Annotated in this window: 20 protein-coding genes; 13 read left to right on the top strand and 7 right to left on the bottom strand. The window is 39.9% G+C overall.

What is annotated here, in order from left to right:
* Positions 1 to 101: 101 nt before the first annotated feature.
* Both QMA00_RS04175 and QMA00_RS04180 read left to right on the top strand, forming a co-directional pair.
* Positions 102 to 575: a hypothetical protein gene (locus QMA00_RS04175; protein ID WP_076921095.1), complete on the top strand. Its 474-nt coding sequence runs from the start codon at positions 102 to 104 to the stop codon at positions 573 to 575.
* Between the two features lie 27 nt (positions 576 to 602).
* The gene (locus QMA00_RS04180) at positions 603 to 1,199 is read left to right on the top strand and encodes a DUF1287 domain-containing protein (RefSeq protein ID WP_076921097.1); all 597 of its coding nucleotides are present in this window, start codon (positions 603 to 605) and stop codon (positions 1,197 to 1,199) included.
* A gap of 114 nt (positions 1,200 to 1,313) precedes the next feature.
* Here QMA00_RS04180 and yfaE read toward each other — a convergent pair whose 3' ends face one another.
* The 5 genes from yfaE to ubiG all read right to left on the bottom strand — a co-directional run bounded on the left by yfaE (position 1,314) and on the right by ubiG (position 6,873).
* Positions 1,314 to 1,586, bottom strand: a complete 273-nt coding sequence (yfaE, locus tag QMA00_RS04185; protein ID WP_076921099.1) for a class I ribonucleotide reductase maintenance protein YfaE — start codon at positions 1,584 to 1,586, stop codon at positions 1,314 to 1,316.
* Positions 1,586 to 2,716, bottom strand: coding sequence for a class Ia ribonucleoside-diphosphate reductase subunit beta (gene nrdB, locus QMA00_RS04190; protein ID WP_010389917.1), 1,131 nt, complete (start codon positions 2,714 to 2,716; stop codon positions 1,586 to 1,588). Before nrdB ends, yfaE begins: the two co-directional genes overlap by 1 nt.
* Positions 2,717 to 2,789: 73 nt before the next feature.
* Positions 2,790 to 5,072, bottom strand: coding sequence for a class 1a ribonucleoside-diphosphate reductase subunit alpha (gene nrdA / locus QMA00_RS04195; protein ID WP_010389918.1), 2,283 nt, complete (start codon positions 5,070 to 5,072; stop codon positions 2,790 to 2,792).
* A gap of 410 nt (positions 5,073 to 5,482) precedes the next feature.
* Positions 5,483 to 6,163 carry an HAD-IA family hydrolase gene (locus QMA00_RS04200; RefSeq protein WP_076921101.1) on the bottom strand — a complete coding sequence of 227 codons (681 nt, stop codon included), beginning with the start codon at positions 6,161 to 6,163 and terminating at the stop codon, positions 5,483 to 5,485.
* Positions 6,163 to 6,873: a bifunctional 2-polyprenyl-6-hydroxyphenol methylase/3-demethylubiquinol 3-O-methyltransferase UbiG gene (gene ubiG, locus QMA00_RS04205; RefSeq protein ID WP_054200873.1), complete on the bottom strand. Its 711-nt coding sequence runs from the start codon at positions 6,871 to 6,873 to the stop codon at positions 6,163 to 6,165. Before ubiG ends, QMA00_RS04200 begins: the two co-directional genes overlap by 1 nt.
* 178 nt (positions 6,874 to 7,051) lie before the next feature.
* Here ubiG and gyrA point away from each other — a divergent pair, with 178 nt between their 5' ends.
* The 10 genes from gyrA to QMA00_RS04255 all read left to right on the top strand — a co-directional run bounded on the left by gyrA (position 7,052) and on the right by QMA00_RS04255 (position 17,972).
* Positions 7,052 to 9,751, top strand: coding sequence for a DNA topoisomerase (ATP-hydrolyzing) subunit A (gene gyrA, locus QMA00_RS04210; protein WP_076921103.1), 2,700 nt, complete (start codon positions 7,052 to 7,054; stop codon positions 9,749 to 9,751).
* 280 nt (positions 9,752 to 10,031) lie between these two features.
* On the top strand, positions 10,032 to 11,114 hold the full coding sequence (gene serC / locus QMA00_RS04215; RefSeq protein WP_076921105.1) for a 3-phosphoserine/phosphohydroxythreonine transaminase: 1,083 nt from the start codon (positions 10,032 to 10,034) through the stop codon (positions 11,112 to 11,114).
* Positions 11,114 to 12,391: a 3-phosphoshikimate 1-carboxyvinyltransferase gene (gene aroA, locus QMA00_RS04220; protein ID WP_076921107.1), complete on the top strand. Its 1,278-nt coding sequence runs from the start codon at positions 11,114 to 11,116 to the stop codon at positions 12,389 to 12,391. The genes serC and aroA overlap by 1 nt, the downstream gene beginning before the upstream one ends.
* A 107-nt stretch (positions 12,392 to 12,498) precedes the next feature.
* Complete coding sequence (gene cmk, locus QMA00_RS04225; RefSeq protein WP_076921110.1) at positions 12,499 to 13,209, top strand: (d)CMP kinase; 711 nt, start codon at positions 12,499 to 12,501, stop codon at positions 13,207 to 13,209.
* Positions 13,210 to 13,304: 95 nt separating this feature from the next.
* Entirely contained in the window at positions 13,305 to 14,972 is a 1,668-nt protein-coding gene (rpsA, locus tag QMA00_RS04230) for a 30S ribosomal protein S1 (protein ID WP_002961176.1), read from the top strand.
* A 67-nt stretch (positions 14,973 to 15,039) separates the two neighbouring features.
* On the top strand, positions 15,040 to 15,327 hold the full coding sequence (gene ihfB / locus QMA00_RS04235; protein ID WP_008114744.1) for an integration host factor subunit beta: 288 nt from the start codon (positions 15,040 to 15,042) through the stop codon (positions 15,325 to 15,327).
* Between the two features lie 21 nt (positions 15,328 to 15,348).
* Positions 15,349 to 15,630, top strand: a complete 282-nt coding sequence (locus tag QMA00_RS04240; RefSeq protein ID WP_008114742.1) for a LapA family protein — start codon at positions 15,349 to 15,351, stop codon at positions 15,628 to 15,630.
* Between the two features lie 2 nt (positions 15,631 to 15,632).
* Positions 15,633 to 16,769 (top strand): lipopolysaccharide assembly protein LapB, encoded by a 1,137-nt coding sequence (lapB, locus tag QMA00_RS04245; RefSeq protein ID WP_008465696.1) that lies wholly within the window; start codon positions 15,633 to 15,635, stop codon positions 16,767 to 16,769.
* 33 nt (positions 16,770 to 16,802) lie between these two features.
* Positions 16,803 to 17,507 (top strand): orotidine-5'-phosphate decarboxylase, encoded by a 705-nt coding sequence (gene pyrF, locus QMA00_RS04250; RefSeq protein ID WP_076921112.1) that lies wholly within the window; start codon positions 16,803 to 16,805, stop codon positions 17,505 to 17,507.
* 90 nt (positions 17,508 to 17,597) lie between these two features.
* Entirely contained in the window at positions 17,598 to 17,972 is a 375-nt protein-coding gene (locus tag QMA00_RS04255) for a hypothetical protein (protein ID WP_016899933.1), read from the top strand.
* A gap of 55 nt (positions 17,973 to 18,027) precedes the next feature.
* Here the strand turns inward: QMA00_RS04255 and QMA00_RS04260 are convergent, their stop codons facing one another.
* Positions 18,028 to 18,858: a S1-like domain-containing RNA-binding protein gene (locus QMA00_RS04260; protein ID WP_010389931.1), complete on the bottom strand. Its 831-nt coding sequence runs from the start codon at positions 18,856 to 18,858 to the stop codon at positions 18,028 to 18,030.
* A gap of 2 nt (positions 18,859 to 18,860) precedes the next feature.
* Positions 18,861 to 20,183 (bottom strand): DEAD/DEAH box helicase, encoded by a 1,323-nt coding sequence (locus tag QMA00_RS04265; protein WP_076921114.1) that lies wholly within the window; start codon positions 20,181 to 20,183, stop codon positions 18,861 to 18,863.
* A gap of 205 nt (positions 20,184 to 20,388) precedes the next feature.
* Here QMA00_RS04265 and QMA00_RS04270 point away from each other — a divergent pair, with 205 nt between their 5' ends.
* A complete protein-coding gene (locus tag QMA00_RS04270) occupies positions 20,389 to 21,396 on the top strand; it encodes a rhodanese-related sulfurtransferase (RefSeq protein ID WP_076921116.1) in 1,008 nt (335 codons plus the stop codon).
* Positions 21,397 to 21,419 lie beyond the last annotated feature (23 nt).

Raw genomic sequence — 21,419 nt, forward strand, 5'->3', positions numbered from 1 at the left:
GCGCCAGTAGTTATACACTTGGCGCTTTTTTATGAAGAAGATAAAGTTCAACTTCATAAAATATTTATTAATAACTTACCGAGTAATTTTTTGGAGAAAAAATGCTAGCGCAAATAGAACAATGGATTGATAAAACGAATAGCGAGTATGCACATAAAAGAATATGCTGTGAAAAATTTGCTAACGAGTTTGAGGGCTTTTACCCAAATGAATTTTTGAAAACTGCATTTTATGTAGTTGTTGATAAAATTCCTAAACCTGACTTTACAGGTTTACGTGAACTTGGTTTAAGCAATTTTATTGATATGGATGTAGCTGGAATAACCTATAAAAATACATATTATATATTACCTAGCGCTGTGGATAATTTAAGAGTACATTTTCATGAGCTTGCACATGTAGTTCAATGGCGTGAACTCGGTGCGCACGCTTTTATAATGCGTTACATCAATGAAATCCAAACCTGTGGTTACAATGATGCTCCACTTGAAATAATGGCCTATAAACTTGATGCGCACTATACCAGTAATGGAAATAAATTTAATATTCCTGATTATATTATTCAACAGCTTTAGTTAATTACTATTATAAAAGGAATTTATATGTCACGTTTTTTGTTTTATTCACTAGCTCTATTTGCCTTTAAGGTGCAGGCGAGCTCTTTTGATGATGATATCGTTAATGCATTAATCCATAGAACAACACAACCAGTAACTTACGATGGTGCCTATCATAAGCTTGAGTACCCAGGTGGTGATGTGCCCGCTAATATTGGTGTGTGTACCGATGTTTTAATTAGGTCGTACCGACAGCTTGGTATTGATTTGCAAAAATTAGTACATGAAGACATGCAGAACAATTTTCGAGCATATCCTTCTAAGCGTATTTGGGGATTAACCAAGCCAGATAAAAATATTGATCATCGACGTGTGCCTAACTTACAAGTTTACTTTGAGCGCCATGCAAAAGTGTTAAGTAAATCGCTTAATGCAGAGGATTATAAAGCCGGTGACATAGTGACTTGGATGCTGCCAGGTAATTTACCGCATATTGGTATGGTCGTTAATGAAATAGAACAGGGCAGCGGCAACCCGCTTATTGTGCATAATATTGGTCGTGGACCAGAAATGAGCGATATGCTTTTTGCGTATACAATTACGGGCCATTACCGATTTGTGCCTGCAGAATATTCAGAGTAAATAACACTGTACTAGTAGGCGTGTTTGAGTTTAAAAACACGGCAAACAGGTTTGGTACAAACCTAGCTGTTATATATTATTCTCGTGCTGTTAAATACGCTTAATGTGAGTTAGTTACTTTAAATTAATACTGATATCACCATTTGGTTTGCAGCAACACAAGAGTATTTCACCATCGCGAACAAACGCTAACGGCTCTTCATTGTAATTAACTTTACCAGAGACAAGTGTTGCTCGACACGCACCGCAATATCCCTCACGGCATTGGTAAGCGGCATCAATCTTATTTGATTCTAGGCAATGTAAAAGAGAAGGGCAGCCAGCGGTAAAATCAATACGCTGGCTGTTATCTGCAAGCGTAATACTTGCAGTCGTTCTATCAGTCATTATAAATCAAAGTCACCAAACTCATCGGCATCTACTTGTGAATCAATTTGACCAACTAAGTATGAGCTTATTTCGGCCTCTTGAGGAGCAACTTGCACATTGTCAGACACTAACCATGAGTTGATCCATGGAATAGGGTTACTGTTGTTTTCAAACTGTGCAGGCAGACCAATCGCGGTCATACGCGCATTGGTAATATATTCAACGTACTGACATAGAATGTGTTTATTCAAACCAATCATCGAGCCATCTTTGAATAGGTACTCGGCCCATTCTTTTTCTTGCTCTGCGGCTTCAACAAACATCTTAATTGCTTCTTCACGGCATTGTGCGGCAACAATCGCCATTTCAGGGTCATCTTTGCCATCTTGCATGATATTTAAAATATGCTGAGTACCTGAAAGGTGAAGTGCTTCATCACGGGCAATAAGCTTTATAATTTTAGCATTACCTTCCATCAATTCACGCTCTGCAAACGCAAATGAACAGGCAAAACTCACATAAAAGCGAATAGCCTCAAGGATGTTCACTGACATCATGGCCAAGTACAATTTCTTTTTCAGCTCAAATAAATTAACTACTACGGTTTGGCCATTAATTTCGTGTTTGCCTTCACCGTATAGGTTGTAAAGCGATACAGAATTGATTAGGTCATCATAATAAGTAGTTACCGCATCGGCACGCTCACTAATTTTGTCATTGCTAACAATGTCATCAAAAATGAGTTCAGGCGCTTGAGTTACGTTACGAATAATATGCGTATAAGAACGGCTGTGGATAGTTTCACTAAACGCCCATGTCTCAATCCACGTTTCTAGTTCAGGAATTGATACGATAGGAAGTAATGCTACGTTAGGTGAGCGGCCTTGAACACTATCAAGCAACGTTTGGTATTTTAAGTTGCTTAAAAATATATGCTTTTCGTGTTCGGGAAGCGCTTGAAAGTCTAAACGGTCTTTACTTACATCAACTTCTTCAGGTCGCCAAAAGAAAGACAATTGTTTTTCAATTAGTTTTTCAAAAATAGGGTATTTTTGTTGATCGTAACGTGACACGTTAACGGTTTGACCAAAAAACATTGGCTCTTGCATTTGGTTATTATGATTTCTGCTAAAAGTAGTATAAGACATGTTTATCACTCAAAAAACTATCACTAAGACTATCAGGACAAAGCGGGCAAGGCGCCCGCTTTAAGTTTAACTATTAAATTTTACACGCGCCGCCTGCACAATCATCATCTTCCACTTCTGGAGTGTCTTCTTGAGCATCTGATGCGCCATCGCGGGTATTATGGTAGTAAAGTGTTTTAACACCTAGTTTGTATGCACCAAGTAAGTCTTTTAATAAGACTTTCATAGGTACTCTACCGCCTTCGTATCTATTTGGATCATAATTAGTATTTGCTGAAATTGTTTGGTCGATAAATTTCTGCATTATGCCTACTAATTGTAAGTAACCATCGTTTGATGGAATATCCCACAGTAATTCGTAGTTATCTTTAAGGCGTTCGTAGTCAGGAACAACTTGCTTTAAAATACCGTCTTTACTTGCTTTAACACTAATGTGACCACGCGGTGGCTCGATACCATTAGTTGCATTTGAGATTTGCGATGACGTTTCTGATGGCATTAATGCACTCAGCGTGGAGTTACGCATACCATGCTCTTTAATGCTGGCACGTAATGTATCCCAATCAAGATGCAGTGGTTCATCACAAATCTTGTCTAAATCACGTTTGTACGTATCGGTTGGCATAATACCTTGCGAGTATGTAGTTTCGTTAAATTTAGGACATGCTCCACGCTCTTTAGCAAGTTCGTTAGATGCCTTCATTAGGTAGTACTGAATTGCTTCAAACGTTTTGTGCGTTAGAGCATTTGCGCTGCCATCTGAATAACGCTTACCGTTTTTAGCTAAGTAATAGGCGTAGTTAATAACACCTATGCCTAGCGTACGACGCCCCATAGTGGCATTTTTAGCTGCAGGTACAGGGTAGTCTTGGAAATCAAGTAGGTTATCAAGTGCACGTACTGCAAGCTCAGCTAACTCTTCTAGTTCATCAAGTGACTCAATGGCACCTAAGTTAAATGCAGACAATGTACACAAGGCAATTTCACCTTCTTCGTCATTCACGTTGCTAAGAGGCTTAGTCGGTAAAGCAATTTCTAAACATAAGTTAGATTGACGTATAGGCGCCACTTTTGAGATAAACGGACTGTGTGTATTACAGTGGTCAACGTTCTGCAAGTAAATACGACCGGTGCTGGCACGTTCTTGAGCAAACATAGAAAACAGTTCAATGGCTTTAATGCGTTTTTTACGAATTGACTCGTCTTGCTCATATTTTACATATAGCGCGTCAAACTCGTCTTGGTCTTCAAAAAATGCATCGTAAAGGCCAGGCACATCAGATGGGCTGAATAACGTGATGTAATCGTCTTTAATTAAACGCGAATACATTAGTTTATTAAACTGCACACCATAATCTAGATGACGTACGCGGTTATCATCAACGCCACGGTTATTTTTAAGTACCAGCAGATTTTCTACTTCTAAGTGCCAAAGCGGGTAGAATAAAGTAGCTGCACCGCCACGTACACCGCCTTGCGAACAGCTTTTAACCGCTGTTTGAAAGTGCTTATAAAACGGAATACAGCCTGTGTGGTACGCTTCGCCGTTACGAATAGGGCTACCTAATGCACGAATACGTCCGGCATTTATACCAATACCAGCACGTTGAGAAACGTATTTAACAATGGCTGATGAAGTCGCATTAATTGAATCTAAGCTGTCGCCACACTCAATCAGTACACATGAGCTAAACTGACGCGTTGGCGTACGCACACCCGACATAATTGGTGTAGGCAAAGAAATTTTAAATAGTGAAACCGCGTCGTAAAAACGTTTGATGTAATCAATACGCGTTTCACGTGGATAATCTGAGAATAAGCTTGCTGCTACTAATATATATAAAAACTGCGCGCTTTCGTAAATTTCACCGGTTACACGGTTTTGTACTAAGTATTTACCTTCAAGCTGCTTTACTGCTGCGTAGCTAAAGTTAAGATCGCGTGAATGATCTAAGTAAGTATCTAGTTCATCAAGTTCTTGCTCTGTGTAATCAACAAGCAAATGGGCGTCGTAGCGTTTTTGTTCAACCATGTTAGTAACGTGGTCAAAAAGACGCGGTGGCTCAAATTGGCCATACGCTTTTTTACGTAAATGGAATACAGCTAAACGAGCAGCAAGATACTGATAATCAGGTGATTCTTTTGAGATCTGATCCGCAGCGGCTTTGATAATCGTCTCATGAATATCTTTAGTACGAATACCGTCATAAAATTGAATATGTGATTTAAGTTCAACTTGTGAAACCGAAACATTGTTTAAACCTTCGGCGGCCCATTCAATAACGCGATGGATCTTGTCTAGATCAAGTGGCTCTTTACGGCCGTCACGTTTGCTTACAGATAACTGTTGGTTCATAGTTTTGCCTGTATTCCTTGGGAATTAAATATTTTTGACCAATGAGTGCACTCAAAACGCCCAGTGCCTATTCTTTTATTGTTATTTCTACCGCATAGGTAAATTTAATTGAATAACATTTAGCCACAATATCTGGTGTTGTTCAAATTAGAGATCACAAGATAGTGTGGTCTGTGATCTTTTGCAAGGGACAGAAACCGCTCTGATTGTGGATAACGTTGGGATAACGTAATTGTGTTAGTAGGCATTAACCTTTGATCATTCGGTTAAGTTGAAATTTGTAAAAATCAACTAAGGAAAGATTAAATTTACGCTTTTTAAAAATAAATTTTGTCTGCTTTTTTTATCATCAAGCTTTGCATAAAAACTAACACAATCACAATATGTAGTGTTTATAAATTAGTATGGCACTATATGTGGTTGAAAGCATCTATAGGGCTATGCCAATTAAAATCTGCATTCCAAGCTAATGCCTCGTCCACACTCGGTACATATCCCCACAGTGCGGTAGCGGTGTGCATATTCGCTGCTTTACCTGCTTGTATATCTCGCAGCGCATCACCTATATATAGGCAGCGCGAAGGATCAACACTCATTTGCTCAGCACAATGTAATAAAGGAAGGGGTGAGGGCTTAGATTCAGCTAAGGTATCACCACTTATCACAATTTGCGCATTTTTTAATGCAGGAATCGCCTTGACTAAAGGATCGGTTAAAAAGCCAGGCTTATTGGTCATAATGCCCCACGGGATCCCTTTATTATCAAGGGCAATGAGTAACTGTTCTATACCTACAAAGCATTGGGTATGGGTGGCAATATTGGCAGCGTAGTATGCAACTAGCTCTGCTAAAAGCTGCTCTTGCGATTGTTGCCCCCAGCCTTCTTTAAAACCAGCAGCAAGTAATGCTGCTGCACCATTTGAAGCTGCGGGCCGATATATATCACTGCCCACTTGTGGTTGTTGGTGATTATGCAGCACACTATTAAGTGCAGCGCCTAAATCATCAGCGGTATCAAGTAAAGTGCCATCTAAGTCAAATAGCAATGCTTGATATTCAATTGGGCTAGTAGGTGTTTGCGAGCTTGTCATTACGCTAACTTCTCAAAGTGCAGCATATAATTTACGCTAACATCATCATTAACCGTATATTGCTTTGAGAGTGGGTTGTAACTTAATCCTGCACTGGCACGTACCTTTAACCCTGCTTGTTCTGCCCATGCAATTAATTGCGCAGGTTTAATGAACTTTTTATGGTCGTGGGTACCTTCTGGCACCATTTTTAACAGTTTTTCTGCGCCGACAATAGCGTATAAGTAAGCTTTAGGGGTTTTATTAAGGGTGGAGAAGAATACATCGGCCCCAGGTTTTGCTAATTTAGCGACTGCATGGATAATAGAAGCAGGGTCGGGGACATGTTCTAACATTTCCATACAAGTAATCACATCAAAGCGCTCAGGGTGCTCATCAGCAAATTGTTCAGCAGGTACTTTTATATATTCAACGGGTACACTTGTTTCTAAACTGTGTAACTTAGCGACAGTTAAAGGCTCTTGCCCCATATCGATACCTGTTACCTTTGCCCCCATTCGCGCCATGCTGTGACTTAAAATACCGCCGCCACATCCTACATCGAGGGTTTCTTTGTCAAATAATCCTTTAGTTTTGTCTGCGATGAAATCTAATCGTAATGGATTAATTTCGTGAAGCGGCTTAAATTCGCCTTCTAAATCCCACCAACGTTCTGCGATGGCTTCAAACTTTGCTATTTCTGCGTTATCTACATTTTGATGTTCGGTCATAAAATACTTCCTCGTCAATCTGAGGCCATTATATAGGGCTAAATTGATAAATCGCAAAGTTTTGCGCCTGTAAATTAAAATTAATTGTGATAGCATGGTTGCTTAGAAATAATAACAAACACTCTTAATACCTAATAATGGGTTGTTAAGAGCTGATACTGAAGGAATGTGATATCAAATGACTGATCTCGCCAATGAAATTCTGCCAGTCAATATTGAAGACGAGTTAAAAAACTCCTACTTAGATTACGCCATGAGTGTAATTGTAGGACGTGCATTACCAGACGTACGTGACGGTTTAAAACCTGTTCACCGCCGCGTCTTGTTTGCAATGAACGAGCTTAGTAATGACTGGAACAAGCCTTACAAAAAATCGGCCCGTGTGGTCGGTGACGTAATCGGTAAATACCACCCACACGGCGACAGTGCAGTTTATGACACCATCGTACGTATGGCTCAGCCATTCTCACTGCGTTACATGCTAGTAGATGGTCAGGGTAACTTTGGTTCGGTTGATGGTGATTCAGCAGCGGCAATGCGTTATACAGAAGTACGTATGGCAAAAATGTCGCACGAATTATTAGCCGATCTTGAAAAAGAAACGGTTGATTTTGTGCCTAACTACGATGGCACAGAGCAAATTCCTGATGTGTTACCCACTAAAATACCTAACCTATTAGTAAATGGTTCATCGGGTATTGCGGTTGGTATGGCGACAAATATCCCGCCACATAACTTAACAGAAGTCGTGAATGGCTGTTTAGCGCTTATTCAAAACCCTGAATTGACCATTACTGAGTTAATGGATTACATTCCTGGGCCTGATTTCCCAACTGCGGCGATTATTAACGGTAAAAAAGGCATTGAACAAGCTTATCAAACCGGTCGTGGTAAAGTGTACATGCGTGCGCGTGCTGACATCGAAACCGATGAAAAGACGGGTCGCGAAACGATTATTGTTCATGAAATCCCTTACCAAGTTAACAAAGCACGTTTGATTGAAAAAATCGCCGAGCTAGTTAAAGATAAAAAAATTGAAGGGATCAGCGCATTACGTGATGAATCAGATAAAGACGGTATGCGTATCGTTATCGAGATCAAACGTGGTGACGTAGGTGAAGTTATTTTAAACAACCTTTATTCACAAACTCAGTTACAAACTGTGTTTGGTATGAATATGGTTGCGTTAATTAATAACCAACCTAAGTGTTTCAACTTAAAAGAAATGCTTGAAGAGTTTATTATTCACCGCCGTGAAGTTGTTACCCGTCGTACGGTGTTTGATTTACGCAAAGCTCGCGATCGTGCGCATACGCTAGAAGGTTTAGCGATTGCACTGGCTAACATTGACCCAATTATCGAACTTATTCGTAAGTCGCCAACACCTGCTGAAGCAAAAGTTGCATTAACAGCGCGTCCATGGGAATTAGGTAATGTTAAAGCCATGCTTGATAAAGCAGGCGAAGACAACGTGGCACGCCCAGATTGGTTAGCAAGCGAGCTTGGTATTCGTGATGGTCAGTACTATATTTCTGAGCAACAAGCTCAAGCAATATTAGACTTACGTTTACACAAACTTACTGGTCTTGAACACGAAAAAATTCTTACCGAATATCAATCATTACTTGAGTTGATTGCCGAGTTATTATTCATTTTGGCAAATCCAGAACGTTTAATGGAAGTTATTCGTGATGAGTTAGTTGAAATTAAAGAACAATATGGTGATGAGCGCCGCACTGAAATTAATGCAGCTGCACACGATATTAGCCTTGAAGACTTAATTAACGAAGAGAACGTGGTTGTGACCTTATCACACGAAGGGTACGTTAAGTATCAAGCGTTAAGTGATTACGAAGCGCAGCGTCGTGGTGGTAAAGGCAAGTCAGCAACCAAGATGAAAGATGAAGATTTCATTGAACGTCTACTTGTTGCCAATACGCACGATACTATTCTTTGTTTCTCTACAGCGGGTCGATTATATTGGCTTAAAGTGTATCAGTTACCACTTGCAAGTCGCGCAGCGCGCGGTAAGCCAATTGTTAACTTATTACCGCTTGAAGCAGATGAACGTATTACTGCTATTTTGCCGGTACGCGATTATGAAGATGATAAATACATCTTTATGGCGACAGCATTTGGTACGGTTAAGAAAACACCATTGACTGCATACAGCCGTCAACGTGCTAGCGGTATTATTGCCGTTAACTTAAACGAAGGTGATAGCTTAATTGGTGTTGATATTACCGATGGTAGCAACGAAATTATGTTGTTCACTGATGCGGGTAAAGTTGTACGCTTTAAAGAAGCTGAAGAAACCACGGTAGTTGATGAAAATGGTAACCCTGTTCTTGATGAAGAAGGTAAGCCTGAGATTCGCTTCAAAGGTGTACGCCCTATGGGTCGTACTGCAACGGGTGTTCGTGGTATTAAGATGCCAGACGAACAACGTGTTGTATCACTGATTGTACCTAAGAATGACGGTGCAATATTAACAGTAACAGAAAATGGTTACGGCAAGCGTACTCAACTTGAAGACTACCCATCTAAGAGTCGTGCAACACAAGGTGTTGTATCAATTAAGGTGAGTGAGCGTAATGGTGCCGTTGTTGGTGCTGTTCAAGTTGATGACAACGACGAAATAATGATTATTTCGAATCGTGGTACCTTAGTACGAACTCGCGTTAATGAAGTTTCTACGGTTGGACGTAACACCCAAGGTGTTATTTTGATCAGAACTATTGACGAAGAGCAAGTAGTTGGTTTACAACGTATAGAAGAGATTGAAGTGACTGAAAGTGACTTGATTGATATCGAAGACGTTGAAACAGTAGATACAGTTATAGATGAAGTAGCGGATGACAATCCTCCTTCAGAATAATTGAGATTGAAAAAAGCGGCCTTGGCCGCTTTTTTTATGTGGTTGAAAAAAACTAAAGACACTTGAATTAGTTTAATACCAATTCACTTAATTAAGTGGTCTATTTTGAGGCTGGAAAAACGTCTTGATAGCTAGGCAAAAAATTTGCTATTTAGTTGTTCTAAATGAGAATTTTTTAACGCAGGTAGCGACACGTTTAGCCCCGTAAAATGATTAAGTATTATTGCGGATTGGTATTAGTTCAAGTTAAACAGTAAATTACTGGAATGAGGAAAAGGTAATGAGTATTTATAATTTTTGTGCAGGCCCTGCAATGTTACCACCGGCTGTTATGCAAAAGGCACAAAAAGAGTTTTTAAACTGGCAAGGTCTTGGTGTATCGGTGATGGAAATAAGTCATCGTAGTCATGAATTTTTAGCATTAACCGCTAAATGTGAAGCCAGCCTGCGTCGTTTAATGAATATAAGTGACGAGTTTGAAGTGCTATTTATGCACGGTGGTGGTCGAGGTCAATTCAGTGCCGTACCTTTAAACCTTCATGTTAACGGTAAAAAAGCAGTTTATTGTGAAAATGGCGTTTGGTCAAAAAGTGCAACCAACGAAGCCGATAAGTTTACTCAAACTCACACAATTGACGTACGTAATGATGATAACGGTTTATTTTCTATCAAGCAGGTAGCCGATTGGGTTTTACCAGCCGATGCTGCATATATTCATTACTGCCCAAATGAAACTGTAGATGGTCTAGAGATTTTTGATGTACCTAGTCACCCAACAGCACCGATTGTCGCCGATATGTCGTCGACTATTCTATCGCGCGAAATTGACGTTAATCAATTTGATTTAATCTACGCGGGTGCACAAAAAAATATCGGTCCGTCGGGCATTGCTATTGTGATTGTTCGCAAAACGCTACTTGAGCGTGAAGGGCTCGCCAAGCCGGGTATTTTAGATTACGCCCTTGAAGCAAAACAAGGCAGCATGTTTAACACCCCACCGACTTTTGCTTGGTATTTAGCGGCAGAAGTATTTGCATGGCTTGAGCAAACCGGGGGTGTAAAAGCCATGGAAGCTCATAATATTGCCAAAGCGCAGCTGCTTTATGATTTTATTGATGGTTCAGATTTTTATACCAATAAAGTAGCGAAGCATTGCCGTTCACGTATGAATGTACCTTTTTGGCTGGTTGATGAAAGCTTAAATGATAAGTTTGTTAAAGAGTCAAAAGAAGCGGGCTTGTTAGCGCTTGAAGGTCATCGTATTGTTGGCGGGATGCGCGCCAGTATTTATAACGCGATGCCATTGGAAGGTGTACAAGCCTTAGTTGACTTTATGGCTAACTTCGCTAAGGAGAATAGTTAATGGAGCAACTTTCCTTAGCCCCTATTTCACAAGTGAATGGCAGTGTGACATTACCGGGCTCAAAGAGTTTATCAAACCGAATTTTATTATTAGCAGCATTATCTAACGGCACCACGGTTGTTGAAAACTTACTCGACAGCGACGATATTCGCCATATGTTGGGTGCGTTAAAGCACTTAGGCGTTAATGTAACGCTTAATACTGAGCGCACCGTAGCAACCGTAGAGGGCGTGAGTGGCGTGTTTAATACGCCAACTGAGCCGTTGTTTTTAGGTAATGCAGGTACAGCGTATCGGCCATTAACGGCAGTACTGAGTGCGATTGCTGGTGAGTATGAGTTAATTGGTGAGCCGCGCATGGAAGAGCGCCCTATAGGGCATTTAGTTGATGCTTTACAAGCCTTGGGTGGTAATGTAAGTTATTTAAAAAATAAAGATTACCCACCACTTAAAATTATCGGTGGGCAAATATCCGGTGGTGAAGTCGAAATTGACGGCAGTATTTCAAGTCAATTTTTAACGGCGCTGCTTATGGCTGCGCCGTTATTTAAAGGCGATACACACATTAAAATTAAAGGCACCTTAGTCTCTAAGCCTTATATTGATATTACGCTGGATGTAATGGCGCGTTTTGGTGTAACTGTTGAGCATGATAATTACACTACGTTCTTCGTTAAAAGTGCACAGCAATACCAAGCTGTTGAGCGCATAATGGTTGAAGGTGATGCTTCATCGGCGTCTTATTTTATTGCTGCTGCAGCAATTGCCGGTGGCGAAATAGAAATTAAAGGCGTCGGCGCTAAATCAGTTCAAGGTGATATTGGTTTTGCTAAAGTGATGGAGCAAGTGGGTGCCAAAATTGATTGGTATGACGAGCGTTTAGTTGTTCGTAAAGGCGAGCTTAACGGTATCGATATAGATGCTAATGCGATACCTGATGCTGCCATGACCTTGGCGACTGTTGCCTTGTTTGCTAAAGGGCCAAGCGCTATTCGTAATATTTATAACTGGCGGGTAAAAGAAACTGACCGTTTACATGCAATGGCCACCGAGCTTAAAAAAGTAGGGGCTGACGTGGTTGAAGGGCACGACTTTATTGAGATCACACCGCCAAAACATTTTAATAATGTGGCTGTAGATACCTACGACGATCACCGTATTGCCATGTGCTTTGCAATGGTGGCAGTAGGGGGTAAGCCCATAACGATTAACGATCCGGCCTGTACTTATAAGACATTCCCAACATTTTTCAAAGTGTTAGCATCTGTCAGTAAATAGGCTATTTATAAGTATTTATAAAAAGTTACATACTAAAAGCGGATAATCTTTATTAATTGGCGTATAATGTGGCGGTTTATTTTGGTGTGCATTGAAGGAGGTTTTAAATGCCGGAGTTATTAATGCCCGTAATCACCGTAGATGGCCCAAGTGGTTCTGGTAAAGGAACTGTTTGTCGCCTATTGGCTGAAAAATTAGGCTGGGATGTGTTAGATAGCGGAGCAATTTATCGCGTACTATCACTTGCAGCACTTCATCACCAAATTGCGTTAGATAACGAAGAAGCACTCGTCCCATTAGCTGCAAATCTTGATGTGCAGTTTTTGATAGACAGTGACACTAATGCAGGAAAGATTATTTTAGAAGGCGAAGATGTCACAACCACTATTCGAAATGAAGAAGTGGGGGCTGCAGCGTCTAAAGTGGCCGCATTACCGCGTGTTCGAGAAGCGTTGCTTCGCCGCCAGCGTGCGTTTAGAACAGAAAACGGTTTAATTGCCGATGGCCGCGATATGGGCACTGTGGTATTTCCAGATGCGCCATTAAAGATATTTCTAACCGCAAGTGCAGAAGAACGTGCTCGCAGACGTTTTGTTGAGTTGAATGAGCGCGGGCTTAATGTTACACTAAGTGGTCTATTACAGGACATTCAAGCACGTGATGATCGCGATATGAATCGTGCCGTTGCGCCGCTTGTACCTGCAGAGGATGCGATTGAGCTTGATACTAGCGAACTCAACGCGCAGCAAGTCTTTGATAAAGTTATAACTTTATTAGATGCGAGCATCTCAGAAGGTAAGCTTCCTAAACGAAGCTAAATACATTTTATGCACCAGCAGGATGCCAGTGCTATTTTAACAACCCCATGCAGCATGGTTGCTTATTGGTATTAATATATGAGACGTATATTCGTATGTCAGAAAATTTTGCGCAGTTATTTGAAGAAAGCTTAAAGGGTTTTGAAGCAGAGCAAGGCTCTATCGTTAAAGGTACAGTAATCTCAATCGAGAACAACATTGTACTTGTAGATGCTGGTCTTAAATCAGAAAGTGCTATCCCTGCAGAGCAGTTCAAAAATGCTGCTGGTGAACTAGAAGTTGCTGTTGGCGACGAAGTAGATGTTGCACTAGATGCAATCGAAGACGGTTTCGGTGAAACTATCCTTTCTCGTGAGAAAGCGAAGCGTCACGAAGCGTGGATCCGTCTTGAGAAAGCATGTGAAGAGCAAGAGACTGTTACTGGTGTTATCAACGGTAAAGTTAAAGGCGGTTTCACAGTTGAAGTTGATTCAATCCGTGCTTTCCTACCTGGTTCACTTGTTGATGTTCGTCCAGTACGTGACACAACTCACCTTGAAGGCAAAGAGCTTGAATTTAAAGTGATCAAGCTTGATCAAAAACGTAACAACGTTGTTGTTTCACGTCGTGCAGTTATCGAATCAGAAAACTCACAAGAACGTGAAGAGCTTCTTGCTAACCTTGTTGAAGGTCAAGAAGTTAAAGGTATCGTTAAGAACCTTACTGACTACGGTGCATTCGTTGACCTTGGTGGTGTTGATGGTCTACTACACATTACTGATATGGCGTGGAAGCGTGTTAAACACCCTTCAGAAATCGTTAATGTTGGCGACGAAATCGCAGTTAAAGTTCTTAAATTCGACAAAGATAAAACTCGTGTATCTCTAGGCCTTAAACAGCTTGGCGAAGATCCATGGGCAGCTATCGCTGGTCGTTACCCAGAAGGTTCTAAACTTTCTGGCCGTGTAACTAACCTTACTGATTACGGTTGCTTCGTAGAAATCGAAGAAGGCGTTGAAGGTCTAGTACACGTTTCTGAAATGGATTGGACTAACAAGAATATCCACCCTTCTAAAGTTGTTAGCTTAGGCGACACTGTTGAAGTTATGGTTCTTGAAATCGACGAAGAACGTCGTCGTATTTCTCTTGGTCTTAAGCAATGTATTGCTAATCCTTGGCAGGAATTTGCTCGTCTACAAAACAAAGGCGACCAAGTTACTGGTAAGATCAAATCAATCACTGACTTCGGTATCTTTATCGGTCTTGACGGTGGTATTGATGGTCTTGTACACCTTTCAGACATTTCTTGGAATACACCTGGCGAAGAAGCTGTACGTGAATTCAAGAAAGGCGACGAAATCACTGCTATCGTATTGCAAGTTGACCCAGAGCGTGAACGTATCTCTCTAGGTGTTAAGCAAATCGAAGCTGACCCATTCAATAACTACCTTGATGCAAACAAAAAAGGTGCTATTGTTAAAGGTAAAGTGACTGAAGTTGATGCGAAAGGCGCAACTGTTGAACTTATCGAAGGCGTTGAAGGTTACATCCGTGTAGCTGATATCGCTCAAGAGCGCGTTGAAGATGCAACTACTGTTGTTTCTGTAGGCGACGAGATTGAAGTTAAATACGTTGGTGTTGATCGTAAGAACCGCACTTTAAGCTTATCTGTTAAAGCTCTTTTCGAAGCAGAAGAGAAAGAAGTACTAGAGAAGCTTAAGAAAGAAGAGCCAGTGTTTGAAAACGCAATGGCAGCTGCTTTCGCAAATGCACAAAAAGACTAGTTAATTATAGTCTTTTAATTGGAAGGGCAGTTTATGCCCTTCCACTATTTCTTTTTAAGGAAACGCTATGACTAAGTCAGAACTGATAGAAACACTTGCTGAACAACATTCACATATTCCTGTGAAAGATGTTGAGAACGCTGTCAAAGAAATTCTTGAACAAATGGCCGGCTCATTATCTTCTTCAGATCGTATTGAGATCCGAGGTTTTGGAAGTTTCTCTTTGCATTACCGTGCGCCTCGTACAGGCCGTAACCCTAAAACAGGTGAAACTGTAGAGTTAGATGGTAAGCATGTACCTCATTTTAAACCAGGCAAAGAACTACGTGACCGTGTAAACGAGAGCATTGCTTAGTAAACTTATTGGAGTAGTTACTTGTTCAAGGTATTAAAAATTATTCTGGCGGCACTTTTTTTAATTGGTGCATTTGTATTGGGTTCTCAAAACCCACAATTAACACAAATTAACTACATAATAGCCAGTAATACATTACCTTTAGCCGTTATAATAAGTATCTGCTTTTTGCTAGGTGTTGTAGTGGGTTGTTTTGTGAGTTTTAAATTGTTCACGCAATTAAAGTGGCAAAATTACCGTTTAAAAAAGCAATTAACGCCTGAAAAAGATAATAAAAAGCGTATTGCCAACAAAGACACCTAATTATGATTGAGCTGTTGTTTTTACTGCTTCCCGTTGCTGCCGGTTATGGTTGGATTATGGGGAAAAACAGTGCAAAAAATCAGGCTCATCAGTTTAATCGTCAAATTACTTCTGAATACAGTAAAGGCTTAAAGTTTTTACTGGACAGAGAAGAAGATCAGGGGCTTGAGCATTTAATTAATTTGCTCGAAGTAGCTGCTGACTCTGTTGAACATTATTCTACTTTAGCCACCATGTTTCGCCGTCGTGGTGAGCTTGACCGCGCAATAAAAATTCACGAACTGCTGCTAAAACACCCAAGTCTTAACGAAAAACAAGCCGCTAATAGCCGTTTAGAACTAGCCGAAGATTATATTATGGCTGGCTTATTAGACAGCGCAGAAGAACATTTAATATGGCTGGTAAAAAATAGCCATGCAGATGCACTCGAACCGATAATTTCTTTATATTCACAAACCCGTGAATGGCAAAAAGGCATTAATATGTTTGAAGCGCATACTGAGCTTTTTTCAAAAGAACAACACTTTAAAGCCATCGCTAATTTTTACTGTGAGCATGCCATTGCCAGTAATAACCCACAACTTATGCGCAAAGCCATTAGCTTAAACTTTAAAACAATTAGGCCTTTATATGAGCTTGGACTGTCAGCTTATACCAAAGAAGATTACGTCAAAGCAATTTACTATTGGCGAGAATTAATCTGCCAATTTACTTTTTTTGCGCCATTGTTTATTGAAAAGTTAGCTCACAGCTATAAGCAATTAAAATTAACTCACCAATTTCATGAACTCATTACTGAGTTACTAGAAAAGGGTGGAGTGATGATAAAAATACAGCATTGCCAAGCCTTGCTTGAGCAAGGACACACTGAACAAGCCTTTGAATTTTTAACTGATAATTTAAAACGTCAGCCCACTATTCGTGGCTTTAGTTTTTTATTACAGTTAATGAGTACAGAAAATAAAAATACAAAAGATGTACTTAATCAAATCGATAAACTTGTTACTTCTTACATTGCCACTAAACCTGACTTTCAATGTCAGCATTGTGGCTTTACTAGCTACACCATTTATTGGAATTGCCCTTCATGTAAACACTGGGAAACCATTGTGCCTAGCAGAGGCTTAGACGGATTTTAATCTTTATACTTTTCGCTCACTAGTAGGATAGTTATGTCTTTCGAAAAATCAAAAAAAATTCTTATCGCGCTTGATTATGATGATCAGCAAACTGCTTTAGCATTTGTAAAACAGTTATCACCAGATACCTGTCGATTAAAAGTGGGCAAAGAAATGTTTACTTATTTTGGTTCTGCATTTGTTAAAGAATTGGTCGATTTAGGTTTTGATGTATTTTTAGATTTAAAGTTTCACGATATTCCAAACACCGTTGCTAAAGCGGTGACTGCTGCGGCTAAAATGGGTGTATGGATGGTCAATGTGCATGCATCGGGCGGTTATGAAATGATGCATAAAGCTAAACAAGCACTCGAGCAGTTTGGCGATAAAGCGCCATTACTGATTGCGGTAACTGTATTAACCAGCATGGACGAAGCTGAACTTGAGCGTTTAGGTATAACTAAATCACCCCAAGAGCAAGTTATGCATTTAGCTAAATTAACAAAGCAAGCAGGACTTGACGGTGTTGTTTGTTCCGCGCAAGAAGCGCAAAGTTTAAAGGCTGCTTTAGGGAAAGAGTTTAAATTAGTTACGCCAGGTATTCGCCCAGCGGGCAGTGATGCAGGCGATCAAAAACGTATTATGACACCTAAAGAAGCGATTGAAGCGGGTAGTGACTATTTAGTGATTGGGCGTCCGATCACTCAGGCACAAAACCCTGTAAAAGTACTAAATGATGTAAATGAATCAATAGCTTAAATTAAAAATTAGCATAATTGAGAGCAGTTCCTTACAACTGCTTTTCTTTGTGCTACATTTAAATTATGGGTGTGCAGTGAGGGATTTGCTTTGCGCATAATAATATTTTTAGTTGTAATTATCATTAGTGGCTTTGCTGTAAATAAATATGTTTTTTCAACTAAAATGTATGATGATGTTTCAAACGTTACTGACTTGGTATCTGGTTACCCCGTTGATTTATTCAAGTTTAAAAAAATTGCTCAAAATTATGCCCAGCATCTGTGTTACACCAATGAAGGTGTGTTAGCAGGAATAGATGTTAGCAGCAGAGACTGTGTTGCGACACATGATGAAATGCAAAATGAGTGTACAGAAAAAGTTTTTAGGCTAGCGCCGTTAAATCTAGATTCTAAAAAAGAATTAATTGAATACTCAAATGAATATTCTCGCTGTACCTTACCTTATAAAAATATTAGGTTATAAATTTCAGATACTAAAAAGCCACTTAGGTATAAAACTTAAGTGGCTTTTTATTTAATTATTTTAAACGAATAGACTTAGCTTCAATATCAATTAAGCCTTGTTTAAATAAACCGCCAATGGCTTTTTTGTAATTTGCTTTGCTGGTCGAAAACACTTTTTTAATTAATTCAGGTTCAGACTTATCGCCTATGGCTAATATGCCACCCTCATCCTTTAGTTTTTCCATTATTTTTTCACCAAGCTCGCTTACTTTACCCATGCCTGGTTTTTCAAGTATGACGTCAATTTTTCCGTCTTCACGTACTTTTTGAATAAATCCTTTTAGCTTTTGACCAACAAACAGGTTTTTAAACACCATGTTGTAAAACACGACGCCAAAATGGGATTCTTCAATAAGCACCTTGTAACCAATATCAGTTTTGCCTGCAACAATTAAGTCAACTTCTTGTAAGTGACTATACTGAGGCTCATCTTTTGATAAAAAACGGTTAAAGTTAGTTGAGGCACAAATACGCTGACTGGCGTTATCAAGATATAAACGCACTAAATATGAATAGCCTTCTTGCATACGTGGTTTTTGTTCATTAAACGGTGCGAGTACGTCTTTTTCTAAGCCCCAATCTAAAAACGCGCCTATGCTGTTTATTTCTTTTACACGCAGTAGGGCATATTCACCCACTTGAGCATGCGGCTTTTTAGTTGTGGCTGTTGGCAGGTTTGCATTATCTAAAAATGTGAATACACTGATGCTATCGCCGGCTTCAAGCTCATGTTTTATTTCATGTTTAGGTAAAAAAACTTCACCTAAGTCATGCCCATCTAAATAGGCACCTTCGTTGCTGACTTCTTTAACAAAAAGGGTTTGGGTGGTTCCTAGGTAACTCATAATTATTCCTGCTCAGGCTTTTTTTTACGACGCATCGGGGTATCACCATCAATATTAAGAGGTGCTTTAATTGGGGCCGCTGGCTTTTTCGGTTTTGCTTTTCGTTTTGGCTGTGGCTTATTCGCGGTCACTGCTTTTTTAGTCGGTTTAATTGGCGCTACTTTTTTCTCTTTAATACCTTTAAATTTCGCTTTTAAACCCTCAACAGCAGCAAACGTTAATTCATCATTTAAAAATGATTTTATTGCCAAGTAACTTGCCCAATCTTTAGGGCCCACAAGTGATAATGCGTTACCTTTAAAACCAGCACGACCAGTTCTACCAATACGATGAACGTATTCTTCTGCGTGTTTTGGTAAATCAAAGTTAATAACATGGGTAACACTGAGTAAATCTAAACCGCGCGAAGCAACATCTGTAGTAATTAATATTTTAAAGTTTTCACGGCTAAACGCATCCATAATATCAAGGCGCTTACTTTGAGTTAAATCCCCAGCTAATGCGACAGATTTAAAGCCTTTACTATTTAATGATTCACTTAAACGGCTGGTATCAGCCCGTGTGGCAGTAAATATAATGCACTGGCCAACGTTATCTTGGTTTAAAAAGTGCTCAAGCAGTGCTTCTTTATGATCAAGATGGTCAGCTAAATACAGTGTTTGTTTAATATCACTGTGCTGCTCATTGGCTGCACTGAGCATAATTTGTTTTGGTTTTTTTAATAAATTACGCGATAACGCATCAACTTGAGCATGATCTAATGTCGCCGAAAACAATAAAGTTTGACGAAGACGATGATCGGCCAGTTCATTAATTAATTTAAGTTGATCGGTAAAACCTAAATCTAAAATACGGTCAGCTTCATCAAATATAAGTAACTCTAGGCCACTTAATTGTAATGAACGTTGCTTTAAATGATCGGCTAAACGCCCAGGTGTGGCGACCACAAAGTGAGGGTCGTTACGCAGTGCTTTAATTTGGTCGTTAAAATTTTCGCCACCGAGGATTTTAACGGCCTTTATGTTGGTACCGGCAATAAGTAATCGAAGTTGAGTAAAAACTTGGGTCGCAAGCTCACGAGTTGGAGCAACAATAAGTACACGAGGATCACGTTTACTGAGTGCTTTTTGTTTCATTACACGTTGCACAGCCGGTAATAAAAACGCTAAAGTTTTGCCTGACCCAGTTTTTGACTGAGCGAAAATGTCATGTCCCGCCAGTGCCGTTGGCACAGCATGGGCTTGAATATCGGTAGGCTGGGTGATCCCTTGGTGCGCTAATTGTGTTTCTAGGCGAGTATCAATCCCAAGTTCAGTAAAGTGCAATGTATGTTTCTCCAATATGAGCAAGTCTGTATAAATTTATCCGCGCATTATAGCCCACTGAGCTACTGCGCTAACAGTAAAAAGCGCATTATCATTCATTTTTTTGCATTTAAATAAAAAAAGCGTAAAATATGCGCCCCATATGCGCCGGATTTACGATTCGGTAAACGCCCCTTGTGGGTTTTAAAAGCAAAATAGGAATACCATGACTGCTGTCCATAAAGATAATGTAACCAGCGAACACTTTGTTGTTTGCGCTCTGTATAAATTTGTTTCTCTACCGGATTTTGAAGCACTTCGCCAACCTTTACTCAATGTAATGGAGCAAAACGAAGTACGAGGCACTTTATTAATTGCCGCAGAGGGGATTAACGGTACTGTCTCTGCAAAACGTGAAGGCATAGATAATTTACTTGCGTGGTTAGACACCCAACCAAATTTAGACAACATTGTTACCAAAGAATCATTTGATGACGAATGCCCGTTTTACCGCACAAAAGTTAAGCTGAAAAAAGAAATTGTGACTATGGGTGTTGAAGGCGTAGACCCATTAAAAGTAGTGGGCAGTTATGTTAAGCCACATGAATGGAATGCCCTTATTTCTGATCCAGAGGTGATCCTTGTTGATACCCGGAATGATTACGAAATTGAAATTGGTACGTTTCAAAACGCAGTAGACCCAAACACTAAAACGTTCCGTGAATTTCCTCAGTGGGCCAAAGAAAACTTAGACCCATCAAAACATAATAAAGTAGCCATGTTTTGTACTGGTGGTATTCGCTGTGAAAAATCAACAGCCTATATGAAAGAGCAAGGTTTTGATGAGGTATACCACCTTGAAGGCGGCATATTAAAATACCTAGAAGAAGTGCCAAAAGAAGAAACCATGTGGGAAGGCGAGTGTTTTGTATTTGATAACCGTGTAGCGGTAAATCATGACTTACAAAAAGGCTCATACGATCAGTGTCATGCATGTCGCATGCCTATCACAGAAGAAGAAAAGCAAAAACCAGAATACATGGAAGGGGTGTCGTGTCACCACTGTATTGACAATGTAACCGATGAACAACGCGCTCGCTTTGCAGAGCGCCAAAAGCAAATAGAGCTTGCTCAAGCGCGCGGTGAAGGCCACATTGGTAACGAAGCACAAGCTGTTTTACAACAACGTAAAGAAGCTAAAAAAGCGCAAAAAAACGCACAGCGAAATAAATAAGCGGTACTTTTTGTTTGTACGTT

The organism is Pseudoalteromonas sp. APC 3694 (assembly GCF_030407565.1).
Lineage (GTDB): Bacteria > Pseudomonadota > Gammaproteobacteria > Enterobacterales > Alteromonadaceae > Pseudoalteromonas > Pseudoalteromonas tetraodonis.